The 26072-nt window shown below is 61.6% G+C and carries 23 protein-coding genes; 11 read left to right on the top strand and 12 right to left on the bottom strand.

All coding sequences use genetic code 11. From position 1 onward, the window contains the following. Positions 1-114: 114 nt before the first annotated feature. The 5 genes from CIW50_RS02660 to ccmA form a co-directional block, all read right to left on the bottom strand. Entirely contained in the window at positions 115-693 is a 579-nt protein-coding gene (locus CIW50_RS02660; protein ID WP_149529716.1) for a DsbE family thiol:disulfide interchange protein, read from the bottom strand. Next, a complete protein-coding gene (gene ccmD, locus CIW50_RS02655) occupies positions 690-869 on the bottom strand; it encodes a heme exporter protein CcmD (protein ID WP_149529715.1) in 180 nt (59 codons plus the stop codon). The genes CIW50_RS02660 and ccmD overlap by 4 nt, the downstream gene beginning before the upstream one ends. After that, positions 869-1606 (bottom strand): heme ABC transporter permease, encoded by a 738-nt coding sequence (locus CIW50_RS02650; RefSeq protein ID WP_149529714.1) that lies wholly within the window; start codon positions 1604-1606, stop codon positions 869-871. The genes ccmD and CIW50_RS02650 overlap by 1 nt, the downstream gene beginning before the upstream one ends. Before the next feature lie 123 nt (positions 1607-1729). Beyond that, positions 1730-2398: a heme exporter protein CcmB gene (gene ccmB, locus CIW50_RS02645; RefSeq protein WP_149529713.1), complete on the bottom strand. Its 669-nt coding sequence runs from the start codon at positions 2396-2398 to the stop codon at positions 1730-1732. After that, a complete protein-coding gene (gene ccmA / locus CIW50_RS02640; protein WP_149529712.1) occupies positions 2395-2997 on the bottom strand; it encodes a heme ABC exporter ATP-binding protein CcmA in 603 nt (200 codons plus the stop codon). The genes ccmB and ccmA overlap by 4 nt, the downstream gene beginning before the upstream one ends. A 229-nt stretch (positions 2998-3226) precedes the next feature. On the opposite strand from ccmA, the gene acnA reads away from it, so the two are divergent. From acnA to CIW50_RS02625, 3 genes are all read left to right on the top strand, one after another. Further along, a complete protein-coding gene (gene acnA / locus CIW50_RS02635; RefSeq protein WP_149529711.1) occupies positions 3227-5947 on the top strand; it encodes an aconitate hydratase AcnA in 2721 nt (906 codons plus the stop codon). Between the two features lie 167 nt (positions 5948-6114). Next, positions 6115-6867 carry a DUF1223 domain-containing protein gene (locus tag CIW50_RS02630; RefSeq protein ID WP_149529710.1) on the top strand — a complete coding sequence of 251 codons (753 nt, stop codon included), beginning with the start codon at positions 6115-6117 and terminating at the stop codon, positions 6865-6867. 518 nt (positions 6868-7385) lie between these two features. Beyond that, positions 7386-7748 (top strand): DUF2794 domain-containing protein, encoded by a 363-nt coding sequence (locus tag CIW50_RS02625; protein ID WP_149529709.1) that lies wholly within the window; start codon positions 7386-7388, stop codon positions 7746-7748. Between the two features lie 15 nt (positions 7749-7763). Here CIW50_RS02625 and CIW50_RS02620 read toward each other — a convergent pair whose 3' ends face one another. From CIW50_RS02620 to CIW50_RS02605, 4 genes are all read right to left on the bottom strand, one after another. After that, the gene (locus tag CIW50_RS02620) at positions 7764-8288 is read right to left on the bottom strand and encodes a GNAT family N-acetyltransferase (RefSeq protein WP_149529708.1); all 525 of its coding nucleotides are present in this window, start codon (positions 8286-8288) and stop codon (positions 7764-7766) included. A gap of 99 nt (positions 8289-8387) precedes the next feature. After that, on the bottom strand, positions 8388-9176 hold the full coding sequence (locus CIW50_RS02615) for a Bax inhibitor-1/YccA family protein (RefSeq protein WP_149529707.1): 789 nt from the start codon (positions 9174-9176) through the stop codon (positions 8388-8390). A gap of 310 nt (positions 9177-9486) precedes the next feature. Further along, positions 9487-12057, bottom strand: a complete 2571-nt coding sequence (locus CIW50_RS02610) for an ABC transporter permease (protein WP_149529706.1) — start codon at positions 12055-12057, stop codon at positions 9487-9489. A 4-nt stretch (positions 12058-12061) separates the two neighbouring features. Next, the gene (locus tag CIW50_RS02605) at positions 12062-12802 is read right to left on the bottom strand and encodes an ABC transporter ATP-binding protein (RefSeq protein WP_149529705.1); all 741 of its coding nucleotides are present in this window, start codon (positions 12800-12802) and stop codon (positions 12062-12064) included. Between CIW50_RS02605 and CIW50_RS02600 the strand changes: the two genes are divergently transcribed. The 6 genes from CIW50_RS02600 to sucD all read left to right on the top strand — a co-directional run bounded on the left by CIW50_RS02600 (position 12801) and on the right by sucD (position 18988). After that, on the top strand, positions 12801-13508 hold the full coding sequence (locus CIW50_RS02600; RefSeq protein ID WP_149529704.1) for an arylesterase: 708 nt from the start codon (positions 12801-12803) through the stop codon (positions 13506-13508). The two genes, CIW50_RS02605 and CIW50_RS02600, sit on opposite strands and share 2 nt — an antisense overlap. Positions 13509-13736: 228 nt before the next feature. Then, a complete protein-coding gene (gene thpR / locus CIW50_RS02595; RefSeq protein ID WP_068730092.1) occupies positions 13737-14273 on the top strand; it encodes an RNA 2',3'-cyclic phosphodiesterase in 537 nt (178 codons plus the stop codon). A gap of 65 nt (positions 14274-14338) precedes the next feature. Next, entirely contained in the window at positions 14339-15523 is a 1185-nt protein-coding gene (gene zapE, locus CIW50_RS02590) for a cell division protein ZapE (protein WP_149529703.1), read from the top strand. A gap of 207 nt (positions 15524-15730) precedes the next feature. Then, positions 15731-16696 carry a malate dehydrogenase gene (mdh, locus tag CIW50_RS02585; protein ID WP_149529702.1) on the top strand — a complete coding sequence of 322 codons (966 nt, stop codon included), beginning with the start codon at positions 15731-15733 and terminating at the stop codon, positions 16694-16696. A 206-nt stretch (positions 16697-16902) separates the two neighbouring features. Continuing rightward, on the top strand, positions 16903-18099 hold the full coding sequence (gene sucC, locus CIW50_RS02580; RefSeq protein ID WP_149529701.1) for an ADP-forming succinate--CoA ligase subunit beta: 1197 nt from the start codon (positions 16903-16905) through the stop codon (positions 18097-18099). A 4-nt stretch (positions 18100-18103) separates the two neighbouring features. Beyond that, entirely contained in the window at positions 18104-18988 is an 885-nt protein-coding gene (gene sucD / locus CIW50_RS02575; protein ID WP_149529700.1) for a succinate--CoA ligase subunit alpha, read from the top strand. 193 nt (positions 18989-19181) lie between these two features. Here sucD and CIW50_RS02570 read toward each other — a convergent pair whose 3' ends face one another. From CIW50_RS02570 to CIW50_RS02560, 3 genes are all read right to left on the bottom strand, one after another. Next, on the bottom strand, positions 19182-20060 hold the full coding sequence (locus tag CIW50_RS02570; protein WP_149529699.1) for a sulfurtransferase: 879 nt from the start codon (positions 20058-20060) through the stop codon (positions 19182-19184). Positions 20061-20167: 107 nt separating this feature from the next. Further along, entirely contained in the window at positions 20168-21307 is a 1140-nt protein-coding gene (locus tag CIW50_RS02565) for an acyl-CoA dehydrogenase family protein (RefSeq protein WP_149529698.1), read from the bottom strand. Between the two features lie 67 nt (positions 21308-21374). Beyond that, positions 21375-21917: an OsmC family protein gene (locus CIW50_RS02560; protein ID WP_089263266.1), complete on the bottom strand. Its 543-nt coding sequence runs from the start codon at positions 21915-21917 to the stop codon at positions 21375-21377. A 237-nt stretch (positions 21918-22154) separates the two neighbouring features. Between CIW50_RS02560 and CIW50_RS02555 the strand changes: the two genes are divergently transcribed. Together CIW50_RS02555 and CIW50_RS02550 are read left to right on the top strand one after the other, a co-directional pair. Beyond that, entirely contained in the window at positions 22155-22838 is a 684-nt protein-coding gene (locus tag CIW50_RS02555; RefSeq protein ID WP_149529697.1) for a TetR/AcrR family transcriptional regulator, read from the top strand. 174 nt (positions 22839-23012) lie between these two features. Beyond that, positions 23013-25970, top strand: a complete 2958-nt coding sequence (locus CIW50_RS02550; protein WP_149529696.1) for a 2-oxoglutarate dehydrogenase E1 component — start codon at positions 23013-23015, stop codon at positions 25968-25970. Positions 25971-26072: the final 102 nt, after the last annotated feature.

Here is a 26072-nt window from a genome sequence, read left to right as displayed (position 1 = left end):
CGCACCCAAGCTAGCTGCGGATTCATGGCGACGCCATGGCGCGAAAATGAACCGCAGATAAAAGCTGAAATTTATTTCGGTAGTTAAGATGGCTTCTTCAGATGAAGACTGTACTTAGGACCCGGCCTGTAGCGCCTTGTCGATCTCGACTTTCAGCACGCGCTCATAGTTCTCCTGCGTGATACCGCCGACCATCTTGTAGGCGATGCGGCCGTCGCGGCCGACGATGAAGGTTTCGGGCACGCCATAGACGCCCCACTCGATCGCGGCGCGGCCGTTGCCGTCGACGCCAACCATGCCGAACGGATTGCCGTAACGACCGAGAAAACGGCGCGCGTTGTCAGGCGCATCCTTGTAGTTGATGCCGACCAGTTGCAGCCGTTTGTCCTTGCCGAGTTCTGTCAGCAGCGGCGCTTCCTCATGACACGGCACGCACCACGACGCCCAGACATTGACGAGACTGACCTTGCCCTTGAAGGCTGCGGGATCGAGACCCGGCACTGGCACGCCACTATCGGTGAGGCCCTCCACTGCCGGCAATGCCGTCTGCGGCGCAGCGCGGCCGATCAATGCCGAGGGGAGTTTCGCGGGATCGGCACCGAGCCGAAACCAGAACAGCGCCGCCAGTGCGGCAAAGATCAGCAGAGGCAGTGCCAGCACCCAGCGGCGCTTCGGGGCGACTTGCGTGGTCATGTGAGATCCGTAGCTCCACGGCCGGAACGACGCGCCACGCCAGAGGATTCAAGCTCATGCAGCCGCGCACGAACGCGGCGATGATCGATGGTGATCCAGACAATCAGGATGAGTACCACCACTGCAACCAGTGCGTAGGACGTCACGATGAAGGATGCGTAGGGACCAAGCGCCATCACGGGAGCGCCACCGGCTTCGAGGCCTGCAGCATCTGCAGCGCGCGCAAGCGACGACGGAGGATCTCGTTACGCATTGCGGCGAGATGCAACGTAATGAAGAGCAATGAAAACGCCACGGCCATCACCAGCAGCGGAACCAGGAACGACTTGTCGAGCGACGAACCGCCCATCTTCATCACCGACGCCGGCTGATGCAGCGTATTCCACCAGTCCACCGAGAACTTGATGATCGGAATATTAATCGCGCCGACCAGCGTCAGTACTGCGGCTGCGCGCGCTGCGCGCGACGGGTCTTCAACAGCACGCCACAGCGCGATCAGGCCGAGATACATCAGAAACAGAATGAGCACCGAGGTGAGCCGCGCATCCCATTCCCAATAGGTACCCCACATCGGCCTGCCCCACAGCGATCCCGTGACCAATGCGAGAAAGGTGAAGGCCGCGCCGATCGGCGCTGCCGACTTGGCGGCGACGTCCGCAAGCGGATGCCGCCACACCAGCGTGCCCAGCGAGGCCACGCTCATGACACCCCAGACGAACATCGACAGCCAGGCATTCGGCACATGGATGAACATGATCTTGACGGTAGCGCCCTGCTGATAGTCGTCAGGAGCCATGGCCGACTGATACAGGCCAATCGCGAGCAGAACGACCGTCAGCATCGCCAGCCACGGCAGGATGCGGGTGGCGAGCGACAGAAACCGGGTCGGATTGGCGAGTTCGGTCAGCGTCATGGCATTTCCAATAGTCGCGGCTTTGTCCGCGATCAATGCAACTTATTCTCGTTCAACACAGCTCGCGACGAGTTGACCCAGGTCAATCCATTGTCTCAGCCCGTCGTGATCAATCCAACCGCCTCAATCCAATCCATGCCGCAGGCTCGCCGCCGCCGCGAATGGTCCGATCACAAGGCTCGCCAGTGACAACGCGCAGAGGATCGAGAACGGCGTCGAGAATGACAACTGCCCGGCGATGGCCACATTGGAGGCCGCGACGCCAAAGATCAGCACCGGAATCGAGAGCGGCAGGACCAACACCGCCAGCAACAGCCCGCCGCGCTGCAGCGTGACCGCCAGGGCAGCACCGATCATGCCCGTGAAGGTCAGCGCCGGCGTGCCCGCCAGCAGCGTCAGCGCCACTGCCAGTGTCGCCGGACCATCGAGATTGAGCAGCAGCCCCAACACCGGTGTGGCGACGATCAGCGGCACGCCTGCGGCCAGCCAGTGCGCGAGCGCCTTGGCGGCGCAGACCAGTTCCAGCGGCGTCCGGCTCATCAGGATGAGATCCAGCGAGCCGTCGTCGTGATCGGCGGTGAACAACCTGTCCAGCGTCAGCAAGCTCGCCAGCAGCGCCCCGAGCCACAAGATCGCAGGCCCGAGCCGTGCCAGCAGCGCCAGATCCGGTCCCAGCGCGAAGGGCATCAGCACGACAACCGTCAGAAAGAACAGCACGCCGATCAGTGCTCCGCCGCCAACCCGAACAGCGATACGAATGTCGCGTCGAATCAACGCGCCAAGGACACTCACGTCTCGCCCCCGATGCGCAGTTCCCGTGCGGGAATACCGAGCGGACCGTGGGTCGCAGCGACGATCAGACCGCCGGTTGCGAGATGCTCCGTCATCAGCCCCGCGAACACCCGCTGGCTGGCGAGATCGAGCGCCGCGGTCGGCTCGTCGAGCAGCCAGATCGGACGGCGGACGGTCAGCAATCGCGCAATCGACAGTCGGCGCCGCTGGCCTGCCGAGAGGAAGCCCGCGGGCAGTGCTGCGGCATGGGAGAGGCCCACTGCAGCAATGCACGCGGCTGGATCAGCCGGCGCGCCACCTAGAAATTCCGCCCAAAAGGTCAGGTTTTCCGTCACCGTCAAAGCCGGCTTCATGGCATCGCGGTGACCCAGGTAATGGGCCTGTTCGGCGACCGTCATTTCGCTGTCACCACCCTCAAGGGTGATGGTGCCTTCAGCCGGCGTCAGCAGGTCGGCGATCAGCCGCAGCAATGAGGTTTTGCCCGCTCCGTTAGGACCAACGATTGCCACGACCTCGCCTGCCGCAGCATCGAAATCCAGCCCGGCGAAGACTTCTCGGCCACCCCGCAGGCATCTCAAATTGCGCCCCGAGAGCCGCATCCTAACCCTTCCATGACCATCTGATTTGGCTCAGAGATCGTCGCGGCGTTGTTGCACTATTTCGCAAGGCTGCAAACGATTGTCGGTGTGGCAGCGCTTCTAGAAAGATTCTATAAGGCGGAACTTGATGCAGCACACAATCGACGTCTGCAAGCCATTCGGACTTCTCGTCGACGGTGTTTTGATACCTTTATCCGGGTATCGGTCAACTGAACTGGGACACCTCACCATGACCTCGCTCGACAGCTTCAAATGCCAGAAGACCCTCAAGGTGGGCGCCAAGACCTACGTGTACTACAGCCTGCCGCTCGCCGAGAAAAACGGTCTGACGGGCATTTCGAAGCTGCCGTATTCGATGAAGGTCTTGCTTGAGAATCTGTTGCGCAATGAGGACGGCCGCAGCGTTAAGAAGGAAGACATCGTCGCCTTCTCGAAATGGCTGAAGAAACGCAAGCTTGAGCATGAGATCTCATTCCGCCCGGCGCGCGTGCTGATGCAGGACTTCACCGGCGTTCCCGCGGTGGTCGATCTCGCCGCGATGCGTAACGCGATGCAGGCGCTGAAGGGCGATCCCAAGAAGATCAACCCGCTGGTCCCGGTCGATCTGGTCATCGACCACTCGGTGATCGTGAACTTCTTCGGTGACAACAAGGCGTTCGGCAAGAACGTCGCCGAAGAGTACAAGCAGAACAAGGAACGCTACGAGTTCCTGAAGTGGGGCCAGAGCGCGTTCTCGAACTTCTCCGTCGTGCCGCCCGGCACCGGCATCTGCCACCAGGTCAATCTCGAATATCTGGCCCAGACCGTCTGGACCAAGAAGCAGAAGATGACCGTCGGCCGTAAGACCGGCACTTTCGAAATCGCCTATCCCGACACGCTGGTCGGCACCGATTCGCACACTACGATGGTCAACGGTCTCGCTGTACTCGGCTGGGGCGTCGGCGGCATCGAGGCGGAAGCCGCGATGCTCGGCCAGCCGCAGTCAATGCTGCTGCCCGACGTGGTCGGCTTCAAGCTCTCGGGCGCACTCAAGGAAGGCGTCACCGCGACCGATCTCGTGCTCACCGTGACCCAGATGCTGCGCAAGCAGGGCGTGGTCGGCAAGTTCGTGGAATTCTACGGCCCCGGCCTCGACTATCTGTCGGTCGCCGACAAAGCCACAATCGGCAACATGGCGCCGGAGTACGGCGCCACTTGCGGCTTCTTCCCGGTCGATTCCGAGACTATCGACTTCCTCAAGACCACTGGCCGCAAGGCACCGCGCGTGGCACTCGTTGCCGCCTATGCCAAGGCGCAGGGCCTGTATCGCACCGCCAAGTCGCCCGATCCGGTGTTCACCGAAACGCTGAAGCTTGATCTCGGCGATGTCGTGCCGTCGATGGCCGGGCCGAAGCGTCCGGAAGGGCGTGTCGCACTGCCGGCCATCGCGGAAGGCTTCAGCGCCGCACTGACCAGTGAATACAAGAAGCCCGACAATCACGACCAGCGCTTCCCGGTGGAAGGCAGGAACTTCGATCTCGGCCATGGCGACGTGGTGATCGCCGCCATCACGTCCTGCACCAACACTTCAAATCCCTCGGTGCTGATCGCCGCTGGCCTGCTGGCGCGCAACGCGGTCGCCAAAGGCCTCAAGGCCAAGCCGTGGGTGAAGACCTCACTGGCCCCCGGCTCCCAGGTCGTCGCCGAGTATCTCGCAAATTCAGGCCTGCAGCTCGACCTCGACAAGGTCGGCTTCAACCTGGTCGGATTCGGCTGCACCACCTGTATCGGCAATTCCGGCCCGCTGCCGCCCGAGATTTCGAAGTCGATCAACGACAACGGCATCATCGGCGCCGCCGTGCTGTCAGGTAACCGCAACTTCGAAGGCCGCGTCTCCCCGGACGTGCAGGCGAACTATCTCGCCTCGCCACCGCTGGTCGTCGTCCATGCGCTCGCGGGCACCGTCACCAAGAACCTCGCGGTCGAGCCAATCGGTGAAGGCAAGGATGGCAAGCCGGTGTTCCTGAAGGACATCTGGCCGACCAGCAAGGAAGTGAACGCCTTCATCAAGAAATACGTCACCTCGACGATCTTCAAGAAGAAGTATGCCGATGTGTTCAAGGGCGACACCAATTGGCGCAAGATCAAGACGGTCGAGAGCGAGACTTACAAGTGGAACATGGGCTCGACCTATGTGCAGAACCCGCCCTACTTCGAAGGTATGAAGCAGCAGCCAGAGCCGATCGTCGACGTCGTCGACGCGCGAATTCTCGCGCTGTTCGGCGACAAGATCACCACCGACCACATCTCGCCGGCCGGTTCGATCAAGCTGACTTCGCCCGCAGGCAAGTATCTGTCGGAGCATCAGGTGCGCCCCGCCGACTTCAACCAGTACGGTACGCGCCGTGGCAACCACGAAGTCATGATGCGCGGCACCTTCGCCAACATCCGCATCAAGAACTTCATGATGCAGGGTGCTGACGGCAACGTGCCGGAAGGCGGCATGACCAAGCACTGGCCCGACGGCGAGGCGATGTCGATCTACGACGCCGCCATGAAGTATCAGGCCGAGCAGGTGCCGCTGGTGGTGTTTGGCGGTGCCGAATACGGCAACGGTTCATCGCGCGACTGGGCGGCCAAGGGTACGCGCCTGCTCGGCGTTCGCGCCGTGATCACCGAGAGCTTCGAGCGTATCCATCGCTCCAACCTTGTCGGCATGGGCATTCTGCCGCTGACCTTCGAGAACGGCTCGTCGTGGAAGAAGCTGGGCCTCAAGGGCGATGAGAAGGTGACGATCCGTGGTCTCCAGGGCGACCTGAAGCCGCGCCAGCAGCTCACCGCGGAAATCGTGTCGGCCGACGGCTCGCTGCACAAGGAAACGCTGCTCTGCCGCATCGATACGCTCGACGAGCTCGAATATTACCGTAATGGCGGCATTCTGCATTACGTGCTGCGTCAGCTCGCAGCCTGACGCCCATACGTGGTGTGACATAGTGCCTCACTGCGAAGTGAGTGGCTAGTGAACAGAAGGCGGCCTATGAAGGGCCGCCTTCTCGCGTTTGAGGGCATGAACATGTTAGCGACACCAATGTGCGACACGGTCTGTTATGTGTCCCACCTCGAGCGTGGCAAAACCTCATGAAAACCTTTGGTGGCATATCGCAATGGACTGGCGCGCTTAGCGTGTGCGCCGCTATTGCAGCGAGCGGTAGCGCGATGGCCCAGCCCCGGGCTGTAGTTGAGCTGTTCACCTCGCAAGGTTGTTCCTCCTGCCCGCCCGCAGACAAGATCATCGGTGACCTCGCCAAAGACCCGTCCGTGATCGCATTGAGCATGCCGATCGACTATTGGGACTACTTGGGCTGGAAGGACACGCTGGCCGACTCACGTTTCAGTGCACGTCAGAAAGCCTATTCGCAGATGCGCGGCGATCGCGACGTCTATACGCCGCAGGTCGTCGTCAACGGCGCCACGCAGGTGATCGGCAGCGACGCGGATCGAATCAATGGCGCGATCAGCGAGACGAAGAGAGGCGCCGTGATGACCGTGCCGGTGTCGATGTCGGTCTCCGGCAAACACGTCAACGTGTCCGTTGCTGCATCGACCAGCGCACCGGATACGGCGCATGGCGAAGTCTGGATCTGCTCGGTGTCGAAAGCTGTACCGATCACAGTCGGTCGCGGCGAGAATCGCGGCAAGCAACTGACCTATTACAACGTCGTCCGGAACTGGCTGAAAGTCGGGGACTGGACCGGCAATGCCGCCAACTGGACACTGCCACTGGAGAACATCTCCCGGGATGGCGTCGATGCAGCCGTCGTCTATGTGCAAGACGGCACGCGTGAGAGGCCGGGCGCGATGCGCGGCGCAGCGTATACGTCGCTGCAGTAATTTTTTATCTCAGCTCGTCATCAACAATCTCGTCATTCCCCGATACGCCAACCGGAGTGTCTGAGGGCGAATGCAGCAAGAGCTGCGGGCGCCCCCGGAATCCGGATGTGCTCTTACTACTTCAGGATTCCGAGTTCGCGCTTCTGTGGGCTTTGCCCACGACATTACGCCCTCAGGCAAACCTATTGACTTGCCTGAGGGCGCCGGGAAGCAGCTCCCACTAAAAAGAAAAGGACCAACTTGCGTTGGCCCAGTGGGGATTAACTTCCTGCGTAGGGTCCGATCCCAACGACCGCGGGGGGCTGGGGGCTGAGGAATCCGAGACCGGAAGAACCGGACCCGACGCAGTATCTTCTTGTCGCAATCCAGAAGGGCGCCCGATGGGCCAAAATTTGGCGGCAATAAGATTCACCTGACGTTCCCGTGACGGCAAATTTCTACCATCAGGCTCGCGGGTCGGCTCTTGCAGAGGGCCGCCGTCGGCGCGATCATGTCGGGGGTATGACAGGAGGCGCTGCATGAATGTGATTCCGGGAGATACTGAGCCCACCGAGAATCGCGTGGCGACGGGCTCTGCCTCCGCCGCGCCTGTCGTCAGCTTCGATCGCCTTGAACTCAGCCGCATCCTCAACCTGTACGGTCGTATGGTTTCAGATGGCGAGTGGCGAGACTACGCCATCGACTTCTTGCGCGACCGCGCGGTGTTCTCGGTGTTCCGCCGCTCGTCGGAAGTACCGCTCTATCGCATTGAGAAAGATCCGCGACTGGCGCGCAAGCAGGGCATGTACAGCGTGATTTCGGCTGGCGGCATGATCCTACGCCGTGGCCACGAACTCGACCGCGTGCTCCTGGTGATCGATCGCAAACTGGCGGTGGTGTAGGTCGATTCGCGATTGTCAGGGCAACGTGCGGGCACCGTCGCCCAGCGCAAGCTGCATCGAAACGGTGTCGAGCCAACGGTCGAACTTGAAGCCGACATCGGCATGCACGCCGATCAACTGGAAACCGGCATTGCGGTGAACCGCGATGGAACCGGCATTGGCGCTGTCGCCGATAACAGCCACCATCTGGCGATAACCGCGGCTTTCGCATTCTGAGATCAGACGCGCCAGCAGTCTGCCGCCAACGCCTCGCCGCTGTGCTTTCGGATCGAGATAGATCGAATTCTCGACGGTGAAACGGTAGGCCGGCCGCGGGCGGTGCGCGCTGGCATAGGCGTAGCCTACGACCCGACCCTCCAGCACTGCCACCAAATAGGGGTAGCCGCCACTCATCAACGCCTCGAAGCGCCGAGTCATCTCGGCGAGATCGGGCGGGATCAGTTCGAAGGTGGCCGTGCCGAACTGCACCGCTTCCTCATAGATCGCAGTGATCACGGGCAGATCTGCCGCCGTGGCGGGCCTGATTTCAATATCGGACATGGCGTGGAGACTATTTTTGCCCACCCCAAAAAGAAAGCCTTCGCAAAAGAAAAGCCCCGGCCTTTCGGCCGGGGCTAAGATCTTCTCTATGTCCTGAAGCTACTCTCTCTGTCCGAGCAGCTGCAGCAGCAGCGTGAACAGGTTGATGAAGTTCAGGTAGAGCGACAGTGCACCGGTGATCGCCGCACGCTCGGCAATGTCGCCGCCCTGCGAGGCGTAACCGTAGATGTAGTCGTTCTTCAGGCGCTGGGTGTCGTAGGCGGTGAGGCCAGCGAAGATCAACACGCCGACAACCGACACGATGAACTGCAGCATCGACGACGCCACGAAGATGTTCACGACGCTCGCGATGATGATGCCGAACAGGCCCATCAGCAGGAACGAACCCATGCCCGTCATGTCACGCTTGGTGGTGTAGCCGTAGAGGCTCAGCGCACCGAACGAGGCCGCGGTAATGAAGAACACCCGTACGATCGAAGTGTGCGTGTACACCAGGAAGATCGACGACAGCGAGATGCCCATCAGAGCCGCGAAGGCCCAGAACAGCAACTGCGCGGTGGCCGGCTTTAGCCGGTTGATGCCGAACGAGATGGCAAACACCATGACCAGCGGCGCAAGGATGAACACCCACTTCAGCGGACTCACGAACATCGCGTAGCCGAACGGCGTCAGATAGGAGCTGCCAATCCGGGCCGCGGCGCCCGAAGGATCCGCAGTCACGGCTGCCATGTACACGCCGAGCGCGGCGAAGCCGGTGATGGCCAGACCGATCGTCATGTAGTTGTAGATGCGCAGCATGTAGGAGCGCAGACCTGCGTCCACCGCGGCGGTATCGCGCGCGGCCGCACGGCCAAAGGGAGAAACATAGTTACGGTCTAGATCCGACATGGTCGAAACCTCGTGTTGTCCGGCTGATCGCAAAGGGTTCGCGTCGCCGGTTCGAATTGTATCCCAGATATCTGCGCTTCCTGACACTAAATTCGATTTCATAAAAAATCGATGTCATCTGCGCTCGATGCCTGACCCATAGGGTATGTGGTAAACTAACACATTCGCTGCAAGCTTCCACGCGTGGCGGAATGTCGCTCCGATTTGCATTAGGCAACCTGGTAAACTTACAGCCTGACGCAAGCTTGGCGGTTTCTCAGTCTTTTGGCACGAATCAGCCAGCGCAAAGGCCGCTTCGTGTCAAAACGGGTCACAAATTCCGCAACACGGTGGCAGGCTTCTGGTTCAAGGCTACCAGCGTACCCGCCAGACCTAGCCCGACTGTGACAATAAGCGCCGCCAGAACCACTCCTGCAGCACTGCCGGCCTGCCAGACGAAGCTCAGCGTCATCAGACGCGTGACGATCAGCCACGCCGCCACCGAACCGGCCATGACGCCAAACACCGCCGTGGCCAGGCCAATCATCAGATATTCGAGCGCGTAAGCACCAAGCAGCCGCGCCCGGGTGGCACCGAGAGTCTTGAGGATCACCGCGTCATAAACGCGATGCCGATGACCAGCGGCCAGCGCGCCACCCAGCACGAGGATCGCCGACAGCAGCGTGACGGCGCTGGTGCCGCGGATCGCCAGCACGAGGTTGGTGACCACGGATCCTACGGTATCGAGCGCCTCCCGAACCCGCACGGTGGTGATCATCGGGAATGCGTCGGCCACCGCCTTGACCAGACCGGCATCCTGGGACGGATCCGACTTCGATTCGGTCAGCGTGGCGATATGGGTATGCGGCGCACCGCGGAAGGCATTGGGCGAGAACACCAGCACGAAATTGATGCCGAGGCTCTGCCAGTCGACGGACCGCATGTTGCCGATCCTGGCGGCGATATCGCGGCCAAGCACGTTGACCACGACCTCGTCACCAAGTTTGAGCCCGAGCCCGTCGGCCAGCTTCTTCTCGAACGACACCAGCGGCGGCCCGCTATAGTCGGGTGCCCACCATTCGCCCTCGACCAGCTTGGAACCGCGCGGAACCTCGTTGGTGTAACTGAGGCCGCGGTCGCTCTGCAGTACCCATTCGGCATCGGATGACGGCTTGAGGTCTTCTGCCTTGACGCCGCGCGCGGCGACAATCCGACCCCGCAACATCGGCACATCCTCGACGGTCGATTGCGGCTGCTTCTCCTTGAGAAACGCGCTGAAGCGGTCCGCCTCGGTAGAGGGAATATCAATGAAATAGAACGACGGCGCCTTCTCCGGCAGCGCTGCCATGAACTGCCGGCGCAGATTGCCGTCGATCTGGGTGACGGTCACCAGCACCGTCAGGCCGAGCCCGAGCGACATCACCACCGACGACGTCAGCGCGCCCGGCCGGTGGATATTGGCGATGGCCAGCCGCAGCATGGTCATCCTTGGCCGCGGCAGTTTGCGTGCAAAAGCCATCAGTGCGCCGGCGATACCGCGCAGCAGGGCGAACACCACCATCGACGACACCACGAACACGGCAGCGACGCGTTTGTCGTAAGCGAGCCCGACCACCACGGCGATCAGCACGCCAACGACAAGTGCCATCCAGAGCATGTAGCGCAGCTTCGGCCGGTGCGATTCGGTCAGAGCCGCATCACGGAACAGCGCCGCGACCGGAACGTCATGCACGCGCGCCAGCGGCCACAGCCCGAAAGCGAGCGCCGTCAGCAGCCCATACAGCAGCGACAATGCCAGATCGCCGAAATGAATGGCCGGCACCACCGGTAGCGGCAGCAGCTTGCCGAACAGGCCGACAATGGCGAACGGCAGCGATGCGCCGACTACGATGCCGATCAGCGAACCGATAACCGCCAGCACCAGCACCTGGGTGAGATAGATCGCGAACACGTCACGGCCGGTCGCGCCAAGCGCCTTCAACGACGCGATGACGTCGCGGCGGCGATCTATATGGCTCTTCACGGCATTGGCGACACCGACGCCGCCGACCAGCAGCGATGCGAGGCCGACCAGAGTGAGGAACTGGGTGAACCGCGTGATCGTGCGCTCAAGTTGAGGCGACGCATTGTCGCGCGAGCGGATTTCCCAGCCCGCTTGTGGCAATTGCGCGCGCGCATCGTCGGCCAGCGCCTTGGCAGCGCGATCGCCCGACACCGTGTCCGGCAGGCGAACACGATAGATCCAACGCACCAGGCTGCCGGGCTGCAGAAGCTTGGTGGCGCGCAAGGCGTCCTCGCTGGTGAGGAAGCGCGGCGCGAAACCGACGCCGCCGGCGAGCTTGTCCGGCTCCGCCGAAATCTCGCTGCGTATCTGGAACGTCGCATTACCGACCGTGAGGCGGTCGCCGATCTTGAGGCCGAGCCGCGCCATTAGTGTCGTATCCGTTGCGGCGCCATAGGCGCCGTCGCGTTCGGCGAGCAGATCGTTCATCGGCATGTCAGGCGCCAGGGTCGCCTTGCCGAGCAAGGGATAGCTGCCATCGACCGCCTTGATCTCGACCAGAGCGAGATTGCCGTCTGGCGCGCGCGCCATGCCGCGCAGCGTTGCGGCGACGGACACCACGCCGCGTGAGCGCAGAAAGGCGAGTTCTTCCGGCTTGGCCTCGCGCTGCATCAGCGAGAATGCCACGTCGCCGCCGAGCAGTGTACGGCCTTCGCGCGCCACGCCCTCGCCGAGACTAGCCGCGACCGAACCGACGCCGGCAATAGCCATGACACCCAGCGCAATGCAGGCGATGAAAACATAGAAGCCGCGCAGGCCGCTGCGCATTTCGCGGAAAGCGTAACGCAGCGCCAGCGACGGGCCGCGGCTATTGTGAGCAGTATCGGTGATGGTGGTCATCGGATCAGGCCGTCTCGACCCAGTTGCGCTCGGTGGCGGGCCCATCGATCCGGCCGGAACGTAATCGCACCACGCGGTCACATCGCTGCGCCAGCGTGTTGTCGTGGGTCACCAGCACCAGCGTCATGCCGCGCTGGGCGTGCTGCGCGAACAGGAGATCGACGATTTGGCCGCCGGTGGATTCATCGAGATTGCCGGTCGGCTCGTCGGCGACCAGGATCGCAGGATCCGGTGCCAATGCGCGCGCAAGCGCGACGCGCTGCTGTTCGCCACCAGAAAGCTGGGTCGGATAGTGATGCAGACGGGCGCCAAGGCCGACCGCTTCCAGCTCGCGCGCCGCACGGCCGGCCGGATCGGGATGACCGGCCAGTTCCAGCGGCACCGCGACATTCTCCAGCGCCGTCATAGTCGGGATCAGGTGAAAGGACTGGAAGACGATGCCTACATGGCGGCCGCGAAACCGCGCCAATCCGTCCTCGTCGAGATCATTGAAAGAGGTGCCATTGACCACCACCTGACCTGAGTCAGGACGCTCCAGCCCCGCCATCACCATCAGCAGCGTGGACTTGCCGGAGCCCGACGGGCCAATCAGCCCGATCGCTTCACCCGAGCCGACGCGCAGGCTGATATCCTTGAGGATGTGCACGCGCGCGGCACCAGTGCCGAGCGAGAGGTTGATGTTCGAGATTGAAATGGTGTCCGGCGCAATGCCGGCCGATGATGAGGCTTCAATGAAAGTATCCATGCGAGCTTCATATGGCACTTCGTTTGCGGCGGTCGAGGGGCTGTTGCGCACGTTTATGTGGCTGGTCGCGGCGGGACTGATGGTCGCACTTCCGATCCCCGCCGCCACGGCACAGACGACTACCACCACGCCGGCCAAGCCCGTCAAGCTGGTGGTGCTCGGCGACTCCCTGAGCGCCGGTTACGGGCTGCCGGCCCCGGCCGCATTTCCGGTCCGGCTGCAAAAAGCCCTGAAGGACAAGGGGATAGAGGTCGAGATGATCAATGCCGGCGTATCCGGAGACACCACCTCGGGCGGCCTCGGGCGGCTCGACTGGTCGATCCCTGAGGGGACGCAGGGCGTGATCGTCGAGCTCGGCGCCAACGATGCGCTCCGCGGTACCGATCCGAAAGTCCCACGGGCGGCGCTCACCGAGATTCTGACGCGACTGAAGGCCCGCAACATCGCTGTGCTTCTCTGCGGCATGGTGGCACCGCCGAACTACGGCGCCGACTATGCGGAAAAGTTTAATTCGATCTATCCGGACCTCGCCAGGCAATTCGGCGTGCCGCTCTATCCGTTCTTCCTCGAAGGCGTCGCCGGCGACAGCAAATTCAATCAGGCTGACGCGATGCATCCGACAGCAGAGGGCGTCGACATCGTCGTGAAAAACATCCTGCCCAGCGTCGAAGCATTTGTCGGTACGATCGCTGGGCAACGCAGTTGAAAAACGGGCAATCTCAAACTTAACCAGTCGATTTTCACGGAACGTTCATGCGCCGACTGCGGCATCTGCTTCGCAGAGTCACAGAAGTCGGGTAAAAAAAGACATCGGTGATTCGTCACCGGCTCGTTTGTTCGGGCATGATTTTCGCCGAGGGGTGCGGGCGTGCGCAAGCACACCGTAGTCAGCACCTTTCGGCGAAAATCGCGCCCCGGCAAAGAGGAGCTGACTATGCCGCGTTTGTTCGCCGGACTGGAGATACCAGCCGAGATAGGCCAGACATTGGCCAATTTGCGTGGTGGCCTGCCAGGCGCACGCTGGATCGACCCCGAAAATTATCATGTCACGCTGCGCTTCATCGGCGACATCGATGGCGTCTCCGCCAACGAGATCGCCGATCTGATGTCGCGTGTCGAGCGCAGGCCTTTCGAGGTCGCGGTCCGCGGCCTGTCGAGTTTCGGCGGCAAGAAGCCCCGCGCCGTTGTCGCGGCGGTAGAGCCGAGCCGTCCATTGATCGAGCTGCAATCCGAACTCGAACGCCTCGTGCGCCGCTGCGGGCTTGAACCCGAAGGCCGCAAATTCACGCCTCATGTGACGCTGGCGCGGCTGCGCGATTCCTGCGATCGCGACGTCGCCGACTATCTTTCGGTGCGCGGCTACTTCCCGACGAAGATCTTCACCGCCTCGCGCTTCGTTCTGTTCTCGTCGCGGGCGTCCACGGGTGGCGGCCCCTATCTGGTTGAAGATTCCTACGCGCTCAGTGCGTGAGTGCATATCCGCTTCGACCAATTCGCATCTTGCATTTTCCGGGCGCATGGGGCCGTTAGGGCCCCATGTCGTCCAGCCCTCCGCAATCCTTCCGCGAACAATATCAAGCCCTCGTAGCCTCCGGCGCCATCGAGGCTGACCCGGCGCAGGCCGGCGCCGTCGAGGCTATTGCCGCGCTCGACGCCGCGCTGTCCACCTACAGGCCACAGCGCAAGCAGGGCTTCTTCGGACGCCTGTTTAGCGATAAGGATGCGCAGCCACCGCGCGGTCTTTACGTCCACGGCGAGGTCGGCCGCGGCAAGACCATGCTGATGGACCTGTTCTTCGAAGCCAGTTCGGTCTCGCACAAGCGACGCGCACATTTTCACGAATTCATGGCCGACACCCATGAACGCATCTACAATTTCCGCCAGAAAATCGCGAGCGGCGAAATCCCGGAAGGTGATGTCATCGCGCTGACGGCGAATTCGATCTTCGACGAAGCCTGGCTTTTGTGCTTCGACGAATTTCATGTCACCGATATCGCTGACGCGATGATCCTCGGCCGGCTGTTCGCAAGGCTGTTCGAACTCGGCACCGTCGTCTTCGCAACATCCAATGTCGAACCCGTCAATCTCTACAAAGGCGGCCTCAACCGCGCACTGTTTCTACCGTTCATCAAGCAGATCGAAGATCACATGGAGGTGCGTAAACTGGATTCGCGCACCGATTACCGATTGGAAAAACTCGCTGGCGTGAAGAGCTGGCTGGTACCGGACGACGATGCTGCGAAGGCAGCGCTAGACCAAGCCTGGGCGAAACTCACCGGCGGCGCGCCGGCCAGGTCGCGTGACATTTCGATCAAGGGTCGCACGCTGCATGTTCCCCTGGAGGCACAGGGCGTTGCGCGCTTTTCATTCGGCGACCTCTGCGAGAAGCCGCTCGGCGCGTCCGACTATCTGAAACTGGCGCACGACTATCACACGCTGTTCATCGAGCACATTCCGATGATGGACTACGGCGACCGCAACGCTGCCAAGCGCTTCATCGCGCTGATTGACACGCTCTATGACAATGCCGTGAAGCTGATGGCCTCGGCCGCCGGCGAACCGCACGCGCTGTATCAGGCCAGCGAAGGTTTCGAGGCAATGGAATTCGCGCGGACCGCGTCGCGGCTGTTCGAGATGGGTTCAGAAACATATCTGGCCCTACCCCACGGCCGCAGCGATTCCACGGCGTCTGGCGCCACCACCGGACTGGTCGAAACCTGACGCGCGCTATCAGATCGATATCAAAGCGGGATCAGTACTTTCGCGAACGATCCCAATTTCGGGTTTGGTCATAATAATCTGCATTGCAGGCCAGCGCTCGACAAATGGGCAGGCCCTGACTTGAACGGTGTCCGCGAAAGGGATAACCAGCCTCTCAGCATTTCCTGCTCCCTCCCTACCCCTTCGGGCTTAAAGGATAAATTTCCCATGGCGCGTAACAAAATCGCATTGATTGGTTCTGGTCAGATCGGCGGAACGCTCGCTCACCTCGTTGGCCTGAAAGAACTCGGCGACGTCGTGATGTTCGACATTGCGGAAGGTGTGCCGCAGGGCAAATCGCTGGATCTCGCGCAGTCCTCGCCGGTTGACGGCTTTGACGCGAAGATGACCGGCGCCAACTCCTATGAAGCGATCGAAGGTTCGGACGTCATCATCGTCACCGCCGGCGTGCCGCGCAAGCCGGGCATGAGCCGCGATGATCTGCTCTCGATCAACCTCAAGGTGATGGAGCAGGTTGGCGCAGGCATCAAGAAGTACGCCCCGAACGCCTTCGTGATCTGCATTACCAACCCGCTCGACGCGATGGTCTGGGCGCTGCAGAAGGCCTGCGGCCTTCCCGCGAACAAGGTGGTCGGCATGGCGGGCGTGCTGGACTCGGCGCGCTTTCGTTACTTCCTGGCCGATGAATTCAATGTGTCGGTCGAAGACGTCACCGCTTTCGTGCTCGGCGGCCACGGCGACACCATGGTTCCGCTGGTCAAGTATTCGACCGTTGCCGGCATTCCGCTGCCGGATCTGGTGAAGATGGGCTGGACCTCGCAGGCCCGCATCGACGAGATCGTCGATCGCACCCGCAACGGCGGCGCCGAGATCGTCAACCTCCTGAAGACCGGTTCGGCCTTCTACGCGCCGGCTGCATCGGCCATCGCGATGGCCGAGAGCTATCTCAAGGACAAGAAGCGCGTTCTGCCCTGCGCCGTGCACCTGAACGGTGAATATGGCGTCAAGGACATGTATGTCGGCGTTCCCGTCGTGATCGGCGCCAAGGGCGTCGAGCGTATTGTCGAGATCGAACTCGCCGGCAAGGACAAGGAAGGCTTCGACAAGTCGGTCGCCTCGGTGGTCGGCCTGATGGACGCCTGCAAGAAGATCGCTCCCGACCTGCTCGGCTAAGATCAAGTTCACTTCACCGGCACCCTAGGGGTGCCGGTTTTGCATTTGACGACGTTGGCAAACACTGCAACGAACCCTTCAGCCAATTCGTCCGCCACGCGGAATTATCGTCGGCTTTGACATGCAGCATGCTTGGTATACGGTATGCCAGTTCAAAGAAAACGACGTGAATTCCAAGTTCACCAACCGGGGTTCGGGAGCAACTTATGAATATCCATGAATATCAGGCGAAGGCCGTGCTGAAGGAATTCGGCGTGCCCGTTTCCAAGGGCGTGCCCATCCTCAAGGTCGAGGAAGCGGAAGCTGCCGCCAAGCAGCTCGGCGGTCCGTTGTGGGTGGTGAAGAGCCAGATCCACGCCGGCGGCCGCGGCAAGGGCAAGTTCAAGGAAGCATCGGCCGGCGACAAAGGCGGCGTCCGCCTCGCCAAGTCGATCGACGAGACCAAGCAGTTCGTCAAAGAAATGCTCGGCGCGACGCTCGTCACCGAACAGACCGGCCCGGCCGGCAAGCAGGTCAACCGGATCTACCTGGAAGACGGCTCGGACATCGAGAAGGAATTCTACCTCTCGCTGCTCGTCGACCGTGAAACCTCACGCGTGGCTTTCGTGGTTTCCACCGAAGGCGGCATGAACATCGAGGAAGTCGCGCACAACACCCCGGACAAGATCGTGACCTTCTCGGTCGATCCGGCCACCGGCGTGATGGGCCACCACGGCCGCACCGTGGCTCAGGCGCTGGGCCTCAAGGGCGATCTCGCCAAGCAGGCCGAAAAGCTGATCACCCAGCTCTATACCGCGTTCATCGCCAAGGACATGGACATGCTGGAGATCAACCCGCTGATCATCTCCAAGCAGGGCGAGCTGAAGTGCCTCGACGCCAAGATGTCGTTCGACTCGAACGCGCTGTATCGTCACCCGGAAATCGTCGCGCTGCGCGACACCACGGAAGAAGACGCCAAGGAAATCGAGGCGTCGAAATATGACCTCGCTTACATCGCGCTCGACGGCACCATCGGCTGCATGGTCAACGGCGCCGGCCTCGCAATGGCGACGCTGGACATCATCAAGCTGTACGGCGAAAGCCCGGCCAACTTCCTCGACGTCGGCGGCGGTGCCACCGAGGAGAAGGTGACCGCAGCGTTCAAGATCATCACCTCCGATCCGAACGTGAAAGGCATCCTCGTCAACATCTTCGGCGGCATCATGAAGTGCGACATCATCGCTGCCGGCGTCGTCGCCGCGGTGAAGGCTGTCGGCCTCAAGGTGCCTCTCGTCGTCCGCCTCGAAGGCACCAATGTCGAGGAAGGCAAGAAGATCATTCGTGAATCCGGCCTGAACGTGCTGCCCGCCGACGACCTCGACGACGCCGCGCAGAAGATCGTCAACGCCGTGAAGGGAAAGTAAGCCGATGTCAGTTCTCATCGACAAGAATACCAAGGTGATGTGCCAGGGCTTCACCGGCAAGAACGGCACCTTCCACTCCGAACAGGCGATCATCTACGGGACCAAGATGGTCGGCGGCACCTCGCCGGGCAAAGGCGGCTCGAAGCATCTGGACCTGCCAGTGTTCGACACCGTCGCCGAGTGCCGTGACAAGACCGGCGCCGATGCGTCGGTGATCTACGTGCCGCCGCCGGGCGCAGCAGACGCGATCTGCGAAGCAATCGATGCGGAGATTCCGCTGATCGTCTGCATCACCGAAGGCATTCCGGTGCTCGACATGGTGCGCGTCAAGCGTTCGCTGTCCGGCTCCAAGTCACGCCTCATCGGGCCGAACTGCCCGGGCGTCGTCACCGCTGGTGAGTCGAAGATCGGCATCATGCCGGCCAACATCTTCAAGCCTGGTAGCGTCGGCATCCTGTCGCGCTCCGGCACGCTGACCTATGAAGCCGTGTTCCAGACCACCCAGGCTGGCCTCGGCCAGAGCTCGGCGGTCGGCATCGGCGGCGATCCGGTCAAGGGCACCGAATTCATCGACGTGCTCGAGATGTTCCTGGCCGACCCCAAGACCACCTCGATCATCATGATCGGCGAAATCGGCGGTTCGGCGGAAGAGGACGCGGCACAGTTCATCAAGGACGAAGCCAAGCGCGGCCGCAAGAAGCCGATGGTCGGCTTCATCGGCGGCGTCACCGCACCTCCCGGCCGCCGCATGGGCCATGCCGGCGCCATCGTCTCGGGCGGCAAGGGCGACGCCCAGTCGAAGATCGCAGCCATGGAAGCCGCCGGCATCCGCGTCTCGCCGTCGCCGGCGCGCCTCGGCACCACGCTGGTGGATGTACTGAAGGGCTAAGCCAAGCTCGACAGACTTGAGAATAAGAAAGGCCCGCTCGCGAGAGCGGGCCTTTTGCTTTGCGTTCTACACTCGTCATTCCAGGACGGGACTGGCGCCAGAGGCGACAGAACCGGGCCCGGAATCTCGCGGTGTGACTCACATCGGGATTCCGAGCTTGTGCAAGGGCGCCCTCGGAATAACGGCGTCAATCCTACGCCGCCACGGCCTGCTTCTCACCCACCAGCGGCAAGCCTTCCTCGATCGGATATTTCACATCGCGGCTCCATTCATTCCAGGATCCGAAGTACATTCTGACGTCAGCAACGCCGGCATTCTTCAGCGCAAGGAACGTGTTCGACGCACGCGCGCCCTTGAAGCAGTAGAGATACACCGTGGTCGACGGCGTGATCCCGACAGTCGCGCATTCGGCGAGAATCTCGTTCTTCGACTTGAAGCGCGGGCCTTCTGATGTCGGCTTCATCATGCGGTACCACTCGATCCAGACGGCGCCGGGAATGCGGCCCATGCGCGGGCAGAAATCCCGGCCATAGGGCGACGAGCTTTCGCCGATCCATTCATCGACATCGCGCACGTCGAGGATGGCGATCGACGGATTGCCGAGCGCGCCCTGCATGGTGGCGGCATCGATCAGGATCGAACCGGCTTCCGGCTTGATGGCGAACGAAGCTGCCGTGGGCGTCGGAACATCCGTGGTGGTCGGCAGGCCCTTCATGGTCCAGGCTTCATAGCCGCCATGCAGAACCTTGATCCTGGGATAGCCGAGAAACTCCAGCAGGAAGTAGCCGCGACAGGACTGGCCGAATCCCGAATTCATCGACTGTTCGTAGATCACCGCAGTCTCGCTGCCGGACAGGCCGGCACCGCCGAAGGCGGCAGCGAACTTCTTCTTCAACTCGTCCATGCCTTCGGGCGTCGAGGTGGCGAGGAACGTAAAGATCTCATGGAGATTGACGGCGCCGGGGATATGCCCCGCCGCATAGGCGTCGGGATTGCGCGTGTCGATGATGACACAAGGCTCTGACTTCATGAACGTGACGAGGTCGTCTGCGGAAATGAGAACTTCAGCCATTGAAAGCCTCCACTGTGTTGAACCGTCGTTGTTGAACCGTTTGTGCTGGATCGCCTGTCGTTTCGCCGTGACTTAAGTCAATTCGCTTTGCGTTCGCATGATCGGAATCACGCCCCGCCCTGGTCTCCCTGATATTCGCGCGCATTGTCTGCGAGCATTTTTCTGAGCTGCTTGGTGGCGGGGGTGACGATCGCCACGAAGTAAGACTCGCGCAGCCGGCGCTGGGCGCGGTGCGATTTGAGGTAGCCGCGTGCGCCACAATGCAGCATCGCTGCATGGGCTGCGGCAACGGCGGCGTCACCCGCGCGCAGACGCAGCTCGACGACGCTGCGCCAATAGGCGTTGCTGGTATCAAAGGGTGTGGCCGCGAGCATCATCGTCTCGGCTTCCATCTTCGCGAGAAGCCCGGCGAAATCCTCGGGCTGCTGTGGCAGGAAGCAATTGACGTGGGCGAGCGACGGCTTGACGCTGTCCATGATGGCAATGCAATCGCGCACCAGCCCGAGGCCCATGCCCATCTGCATCAGGATGAAGCCGGCGCGGATCCTCTTCACGAACGGCATCGCCGGTGCCGCGAGCACCTGATCGTCTGGGATGAAGACATCGCGAAATTGCACGGCGTAGGTGCCGGTGCCGTCCATCGCGAGGAACGGCTTGCATGGCGTCAGCGAGAGATTCTCGTCGGCGCAGTCGGCGAGGAACATCACCTTCTCGCCGGAGCCGTCATCGAGTTCAAAGATGGTGCCGAACATATGGTAGAGGCCAAGATTCGATACCCATGGCAGAGCACCGCGGACGATGTAACCGCCGTTGGTGCGGCGACCTTTCAGCTTGAGCTTCTCGATGCCAAAGAAGCTCTTCATCGGATTGGACAGGCCGGTGCCGCCGAGCAGCTTGCCGCTCGCGGCATCGCTCAGATATTTCGCCTTCAGCGCGGCGTTGTCGGAATTGAGAATGTACCAGACCAGCGTGTTCTGACACCACGCCATGAAGGCCGTGGAGCCGCAGGTTTCGCCGATGGTGGTGATGCCCGCGATCGTCTCGCCGAGATCCGCGTGTGCTGACCAGGCACCGACATCGCCGAGATGACGTAGCGCCCGATCTGGATAGATCGCGCCTTCGTCGATCTCCAGAGCGATCGGTGAAAGATCGGTGCGCGCGACGGCGGCTATTCGTTCGACAAGCGACGGTGTGTCGCCCGCCGCTTCAATATCGTCAGATTTCCGCAGCACTGCCGTCGTGGTCATGTCGATCTCCGTCACGCACAAGGAAGAGAGACTGCGGCCGCATCGCTGCGGCCGCGCTAACTCACATTCAGGCAGAGACTTCGAGATTGACCGGGCGCGTAAACGTGTTGGCGACGGGCGACCATTTCTTGACGTGGGTGATCAGCGCATCGATCTCGGCCTGCGGAACGCCTTCGCATTCCATGTCGACCTTGATGCGCACATCGGTGAAGCCGACCGGCTTCTCGCTGATATCGCCGGTGCCCCAGACAGCCGTGATGTTGAGATCGCCTTCGAGCTGCAGTTCGAGTTTGTTGACGGTCCAGCCGCGATGCACGGCATTGGCGTGCAGGCCGACGGCGATGCAGGAACCAAGCGCAGCCAAGGACGCTTCCGACGGATTTGGCGCGGTGTCGTCGCCAAGCAGGGCTGGCGGCTCATCGACGATGTAGGGCGGCAGGTTGCGGATGTAGTTGGCGTGGCGGAACTTGCCCTCGGCCACCGTCTTGCACTTCAGCGTCTTGATGACATTGGGATTGGCTTTGCCGTTGGCGATCAGCTGTTCGAGTCCGCCTTTGTCGATCGGCGCGAGGCAGCCGGTCAGGGCGGTTTTGGCGGCAACAGCAGTCATTGGTTTTCTCCCTTGGAAAGGTGCAAAGATACAGAACGTTCTGTAGCTTTGCAGAAAGCGTGCCAGCGCCCGCTAATGGATAAAACATCGCGATATCAGTGAGTTGGGCGCATGGTGAAGAAACGTGCAGCGGCTGAGTTGCCGCTTAACGCGCCAAATCGGCGCTTGCCGGCTCGAATATTGGTCAGGAACCGATGACCGCTTGCGCGTCGCGCGCCGCATGACATATGACAGGGCATGACCGATGCGATGCCGCAGGCCGTCGACAGCAGTAATCCGCAGGTGACGCCGCGCGAGCGGCTGATGGTCGCAGCGACAAGGCTGTTCTGCAAAAATGGCATCAATGCCACCGGCATCGACGCCATCGTAAGCGAGGCCGGAACGGCCAAAACCACGCTCTACAAGAACTTCAAATCCAAGGACGATCTGGTCGACGCCGTGCTCAGGGCAGAGAGCGAGACCTGGCGTGGCTGGTTCATTGCAGCCGTGGAACGCGCCACAACTCCGCGCGAAAAGCTGGATTCGATCTTCCCCGCGCTGAAGAGCTGGTTTGCCGAAGAGACCTATTATGGCTGTGTTTTCATCAATGCAGTCGGCGAGCACTCCAAGGACGAGACCCGGCTGCGCGACATCACGATCCGGCACAAATCGTTCATTCTCAAGCACATTTCCGGACTGGCCGAGGCTGCCGGCGCCAAGAAGCCGGACTTTCTCGCGCACCAGATCGGCCTCTTGATGGACGGCGCCATCGTCGCCGCCATGGTGACCCGCGATCCCTCGGTTGCGGACGCTGCCGGAATGGCCGCCAATGCCCTGCTTGACGAGGCCTGCGGACCGCCCAAAATCCGCCGCACCCGGCGCGCCGGACTGCAAGGAGGCGCTGCCGCTTTGGCCAAGGAAGACCTCAGTGTCGTCGACTGAAATCAGCGGACAAAATCTCGCGCACAAAGAATTGACGAAATATTCAGTTCTTCGTGCTTTTCAGGGCGCACATTCGGATTAAATAGGGTAGAAGCTCGCTCGACTTTAGGATGATCCGGCAACCGGATCGGCCCTCGTTAAAATTTCCGCGCGATACCAAATCAGGACGCCATCATGTCTCGCCAGGACGCGAACGCCGCCTTTGCACTCTCCTCATTTCTGCAGGGCGCAAACGCCACTTACATCGACGAACTTTACGCCCGTTACGAAAAGGACCCCTCCTCGGTCGACGCCGAGTGGCAGGAGTTCTTCAAGAGCCTGAAAGACTCGCCCGCCGACGTTCAGAAGAACGCCGAAGGCCCGTCCTGGGAGAAGGCCAACTGGCCACTGACGCCCAAGGACGACCTGACCTCCGCCATGGACGGCAACTGGGCCCAGGTCGAGAAGGTGATGGGCGCCAAGCTCGCCGCCAAGACCGCGCAGCCCGGTGCTGCGGCCCCGACCGGCGACATCAATCAGGCGACCCGGGACTCTGTGCGCGCCTTGATGCTGATCCGCGCCTTCCGCATGCGCGGCCATTTCCACGCTAATCTCGATCCGCTGGGCATCGAAGGCCAGAAGGATCACGAGGAGCTCGATCCACGCTCCTACGGCTTCACCGATGCCGACTACGACCGCAAGATCTTTCTCGATAACGTCATCGGCCTCGAATACGGCACCCTGCGCGAGATCGTTGCGATCCTGCAGCGCACCTACTGCCAGACGCTCGGCGTCGAGTTCATGCACATTTCCAACCGCGCACAGAAGGCGTGGATCCAGGAACGTATCGAAGGCCCGGACAAGGAAATCAGCTTCACGCCGGAAGGCCGCCGCGCCATTCTCCAGAAGCTGATCGAAGCCGACGGCTTCGAGAAGTTCTGCGACGTCAAGTTCACCGGTACCAAGCGCTTCGGCCTCGACGGTGGCGAATCGCTGATCCCGGCGCTGGAACAGATCATCAAGCGCGGCGGCAGCCTCGGTGTCCGTGACATCGTCGTCGGCATGCCACATCGCGGTCGCCTCAACGTGTTGACCCAGGTGATGGGCAAGCCGCACCGCGCGCTGTTCCACGAATTCAAGGGTGGCTCGGCCAATCCGGACGAAGTCGAAGGCTCCGGCGACGTCAAGTATCACCTCGGCGCGTCGTCGGATCGTGAGTTCGACAACAACAAGATCCATCTGTCGCTGACGGCGAACCCGTCGCATCTCGAAATCGTCGATCCGGTGGTACTCGGCAAGGTCCGCGCCAAGCAGGATCAGAATGGTGATCCGCCGGATCAGCGCATTTCCGTGCTGCCGCTGCTGATGCATGGCGATGCGGCCTTCGCAGGTCAGGGTGTGGTCGCGGAATGCTTTGCGCTGTCGGACCTCAAGGGTTATCGCACTGGCGGTTCGATCCACTTCATCGTCAATAATCAGATCGGTTTCACCACCTATCCGCGTTACTCCCGCTCGTCGCCCTATCCGTCCGATGTGGCGAAGATGATCGATGCTCCGATCTTCCATGTGAACGGCGACGATCCGGAAGCGGTGGTGTTCGCCGCCAAGATCGCGATCGAGTTCCGGCAGAAGTTCCACAAGCCTGTCGTCATCGACATGTTCTGCTATCGCCGCCACGGCCATAACGAAGGCGATGAGCCAGCGTTCACCCAGCCCGTGATGTACAAGAAGATCGGCGCACATCAGTCGACGCTGGATATCTATGCCAAGCGCATCATCGCCGATGGCGTGATGACCGAGGGCGAAGTCGATAAGGCAAAGGCCGATTGGCGCGCCCGTCTCGACGCAGAACTCGAAGCCGGCGCAGGCTACAAGCCGAACAAGGCCGACTGGCTCGACGGCAAGTGGGCCGGCTTCAAATATGCCGACCAGGAGGAAGATCCCCGCCGTGGCATCACCGGTGTCGACGTCAACACGCTGAAGGCGATTGGCGCCAAGATCACCAAGGTGCCCGATGGCTTCCGCGTTCACCGCACGGTGCAGCGCTTCCTCGACACCCGCGCCAAGGCGATCAACACTGGCGAAGGCATCGACTGGGCAACCGGCGAAGCGCTCGCGTTCTGCACGCTCATGGAAGAAGGCCACCACGTTCGCCTTTCCGGCCAGGATTCGGAGCGCGGCACCTTCTCGCAGCGACATTCGGTGCTGTTCGATCAGGAAGACGAGAGCCGCTACACGCCGTTCAATCACCTCAAGCCCGATCAGGGCCACTACGAGGTCATCAACTCGCTGCTCTCCGAAGAAGCGGTGCTCGGTTTCGAATACGGCTACTCGCTGGCCGAGCCGAAGGCGCTGACGATCTGGGAAGCGCAGTTCGGCGACTTCGCCAACGGCGCTCAGGTGCTGTTCGACCAGTTCATCTCGTCGGGCGAGCGCAAGTGGCTGCGCATGTCGGGCCTGATCTGCCTTCTGCCGCATGGCTATGAAGGCCAGGGACCGGAGCATTCCTCCGCACGCCTCGAGCGCTTTCTCCAGATGTGCGCGGAAGACAACATGCAGGTGGTCTATCCGACCACTCCGGCGAACTACTTCCACATGCTGCGCCGCCAGCTCAAACGTGAGATCCGCAAGCCGCTAATCGTGATGACGCCGAAGTCACTGCTGCGCCACAAGCGTGCGGTGTCGAAGCTGAGCGAACTCGGTGCCGACACCTCGTTCCATCGCGTGCTGTTCGACGACGCGGAGAAGCTGCCGGACGAGAAGATCAAGCTCACCGCCGACAACAAGATCCGTCGCGTCGTGCTGTGCTCCGGCAAGGTCTATTACGATCTCTATGAGGAGCGCGAGAAGCGCGGCATCGATGACGTCTATCTGATGCGCATCGAGCAGCTCTATCCGGTGCCGCTGAAGACGCTGGTGCAGGAGCTGACCCGCTTCAAGGGTGCGGAATTCGTCTGGTGCCAGGAAGAGCCGCGCAACATGGGCGGCTGGCACTTCATCGAGCCGTATCTCGAATGGGTGCTCAACCAGATCAACGCCACCCACAAGCGCCCGCGTTACGCCGGCCGTGCTGCGTCGGCGGCGACTGCTACCGGCCTGATGTCCAAGCATCTCGCCCAGCTCAAGGCCTTCCTCGACGAAGCGCTCGGCTAAGCCCCCATCCCATTGGCGAATGCCCCGCACCCGCGGGGCGTTCGCATATCCGCATTGATTTCAAGTTCAGGCAGGGATGACCGAGCGGGTCGCCACGCCACA

The sequence above is a fragment of the Tardiphaga sp. P9-11 genome, assembly GCF_008329525.1.
Classification (GTDB): Bacteria; Pseudomonadota; Alphaproteobacteria; order Rhizobiales; family Xanthobacteraceae; genus Tardiphaga.
The sequence above is the reverse complement of the archived record's forward strand: the minus strand, read 5'-3'. Positions and strand labels throughout refer to the sequence as shown.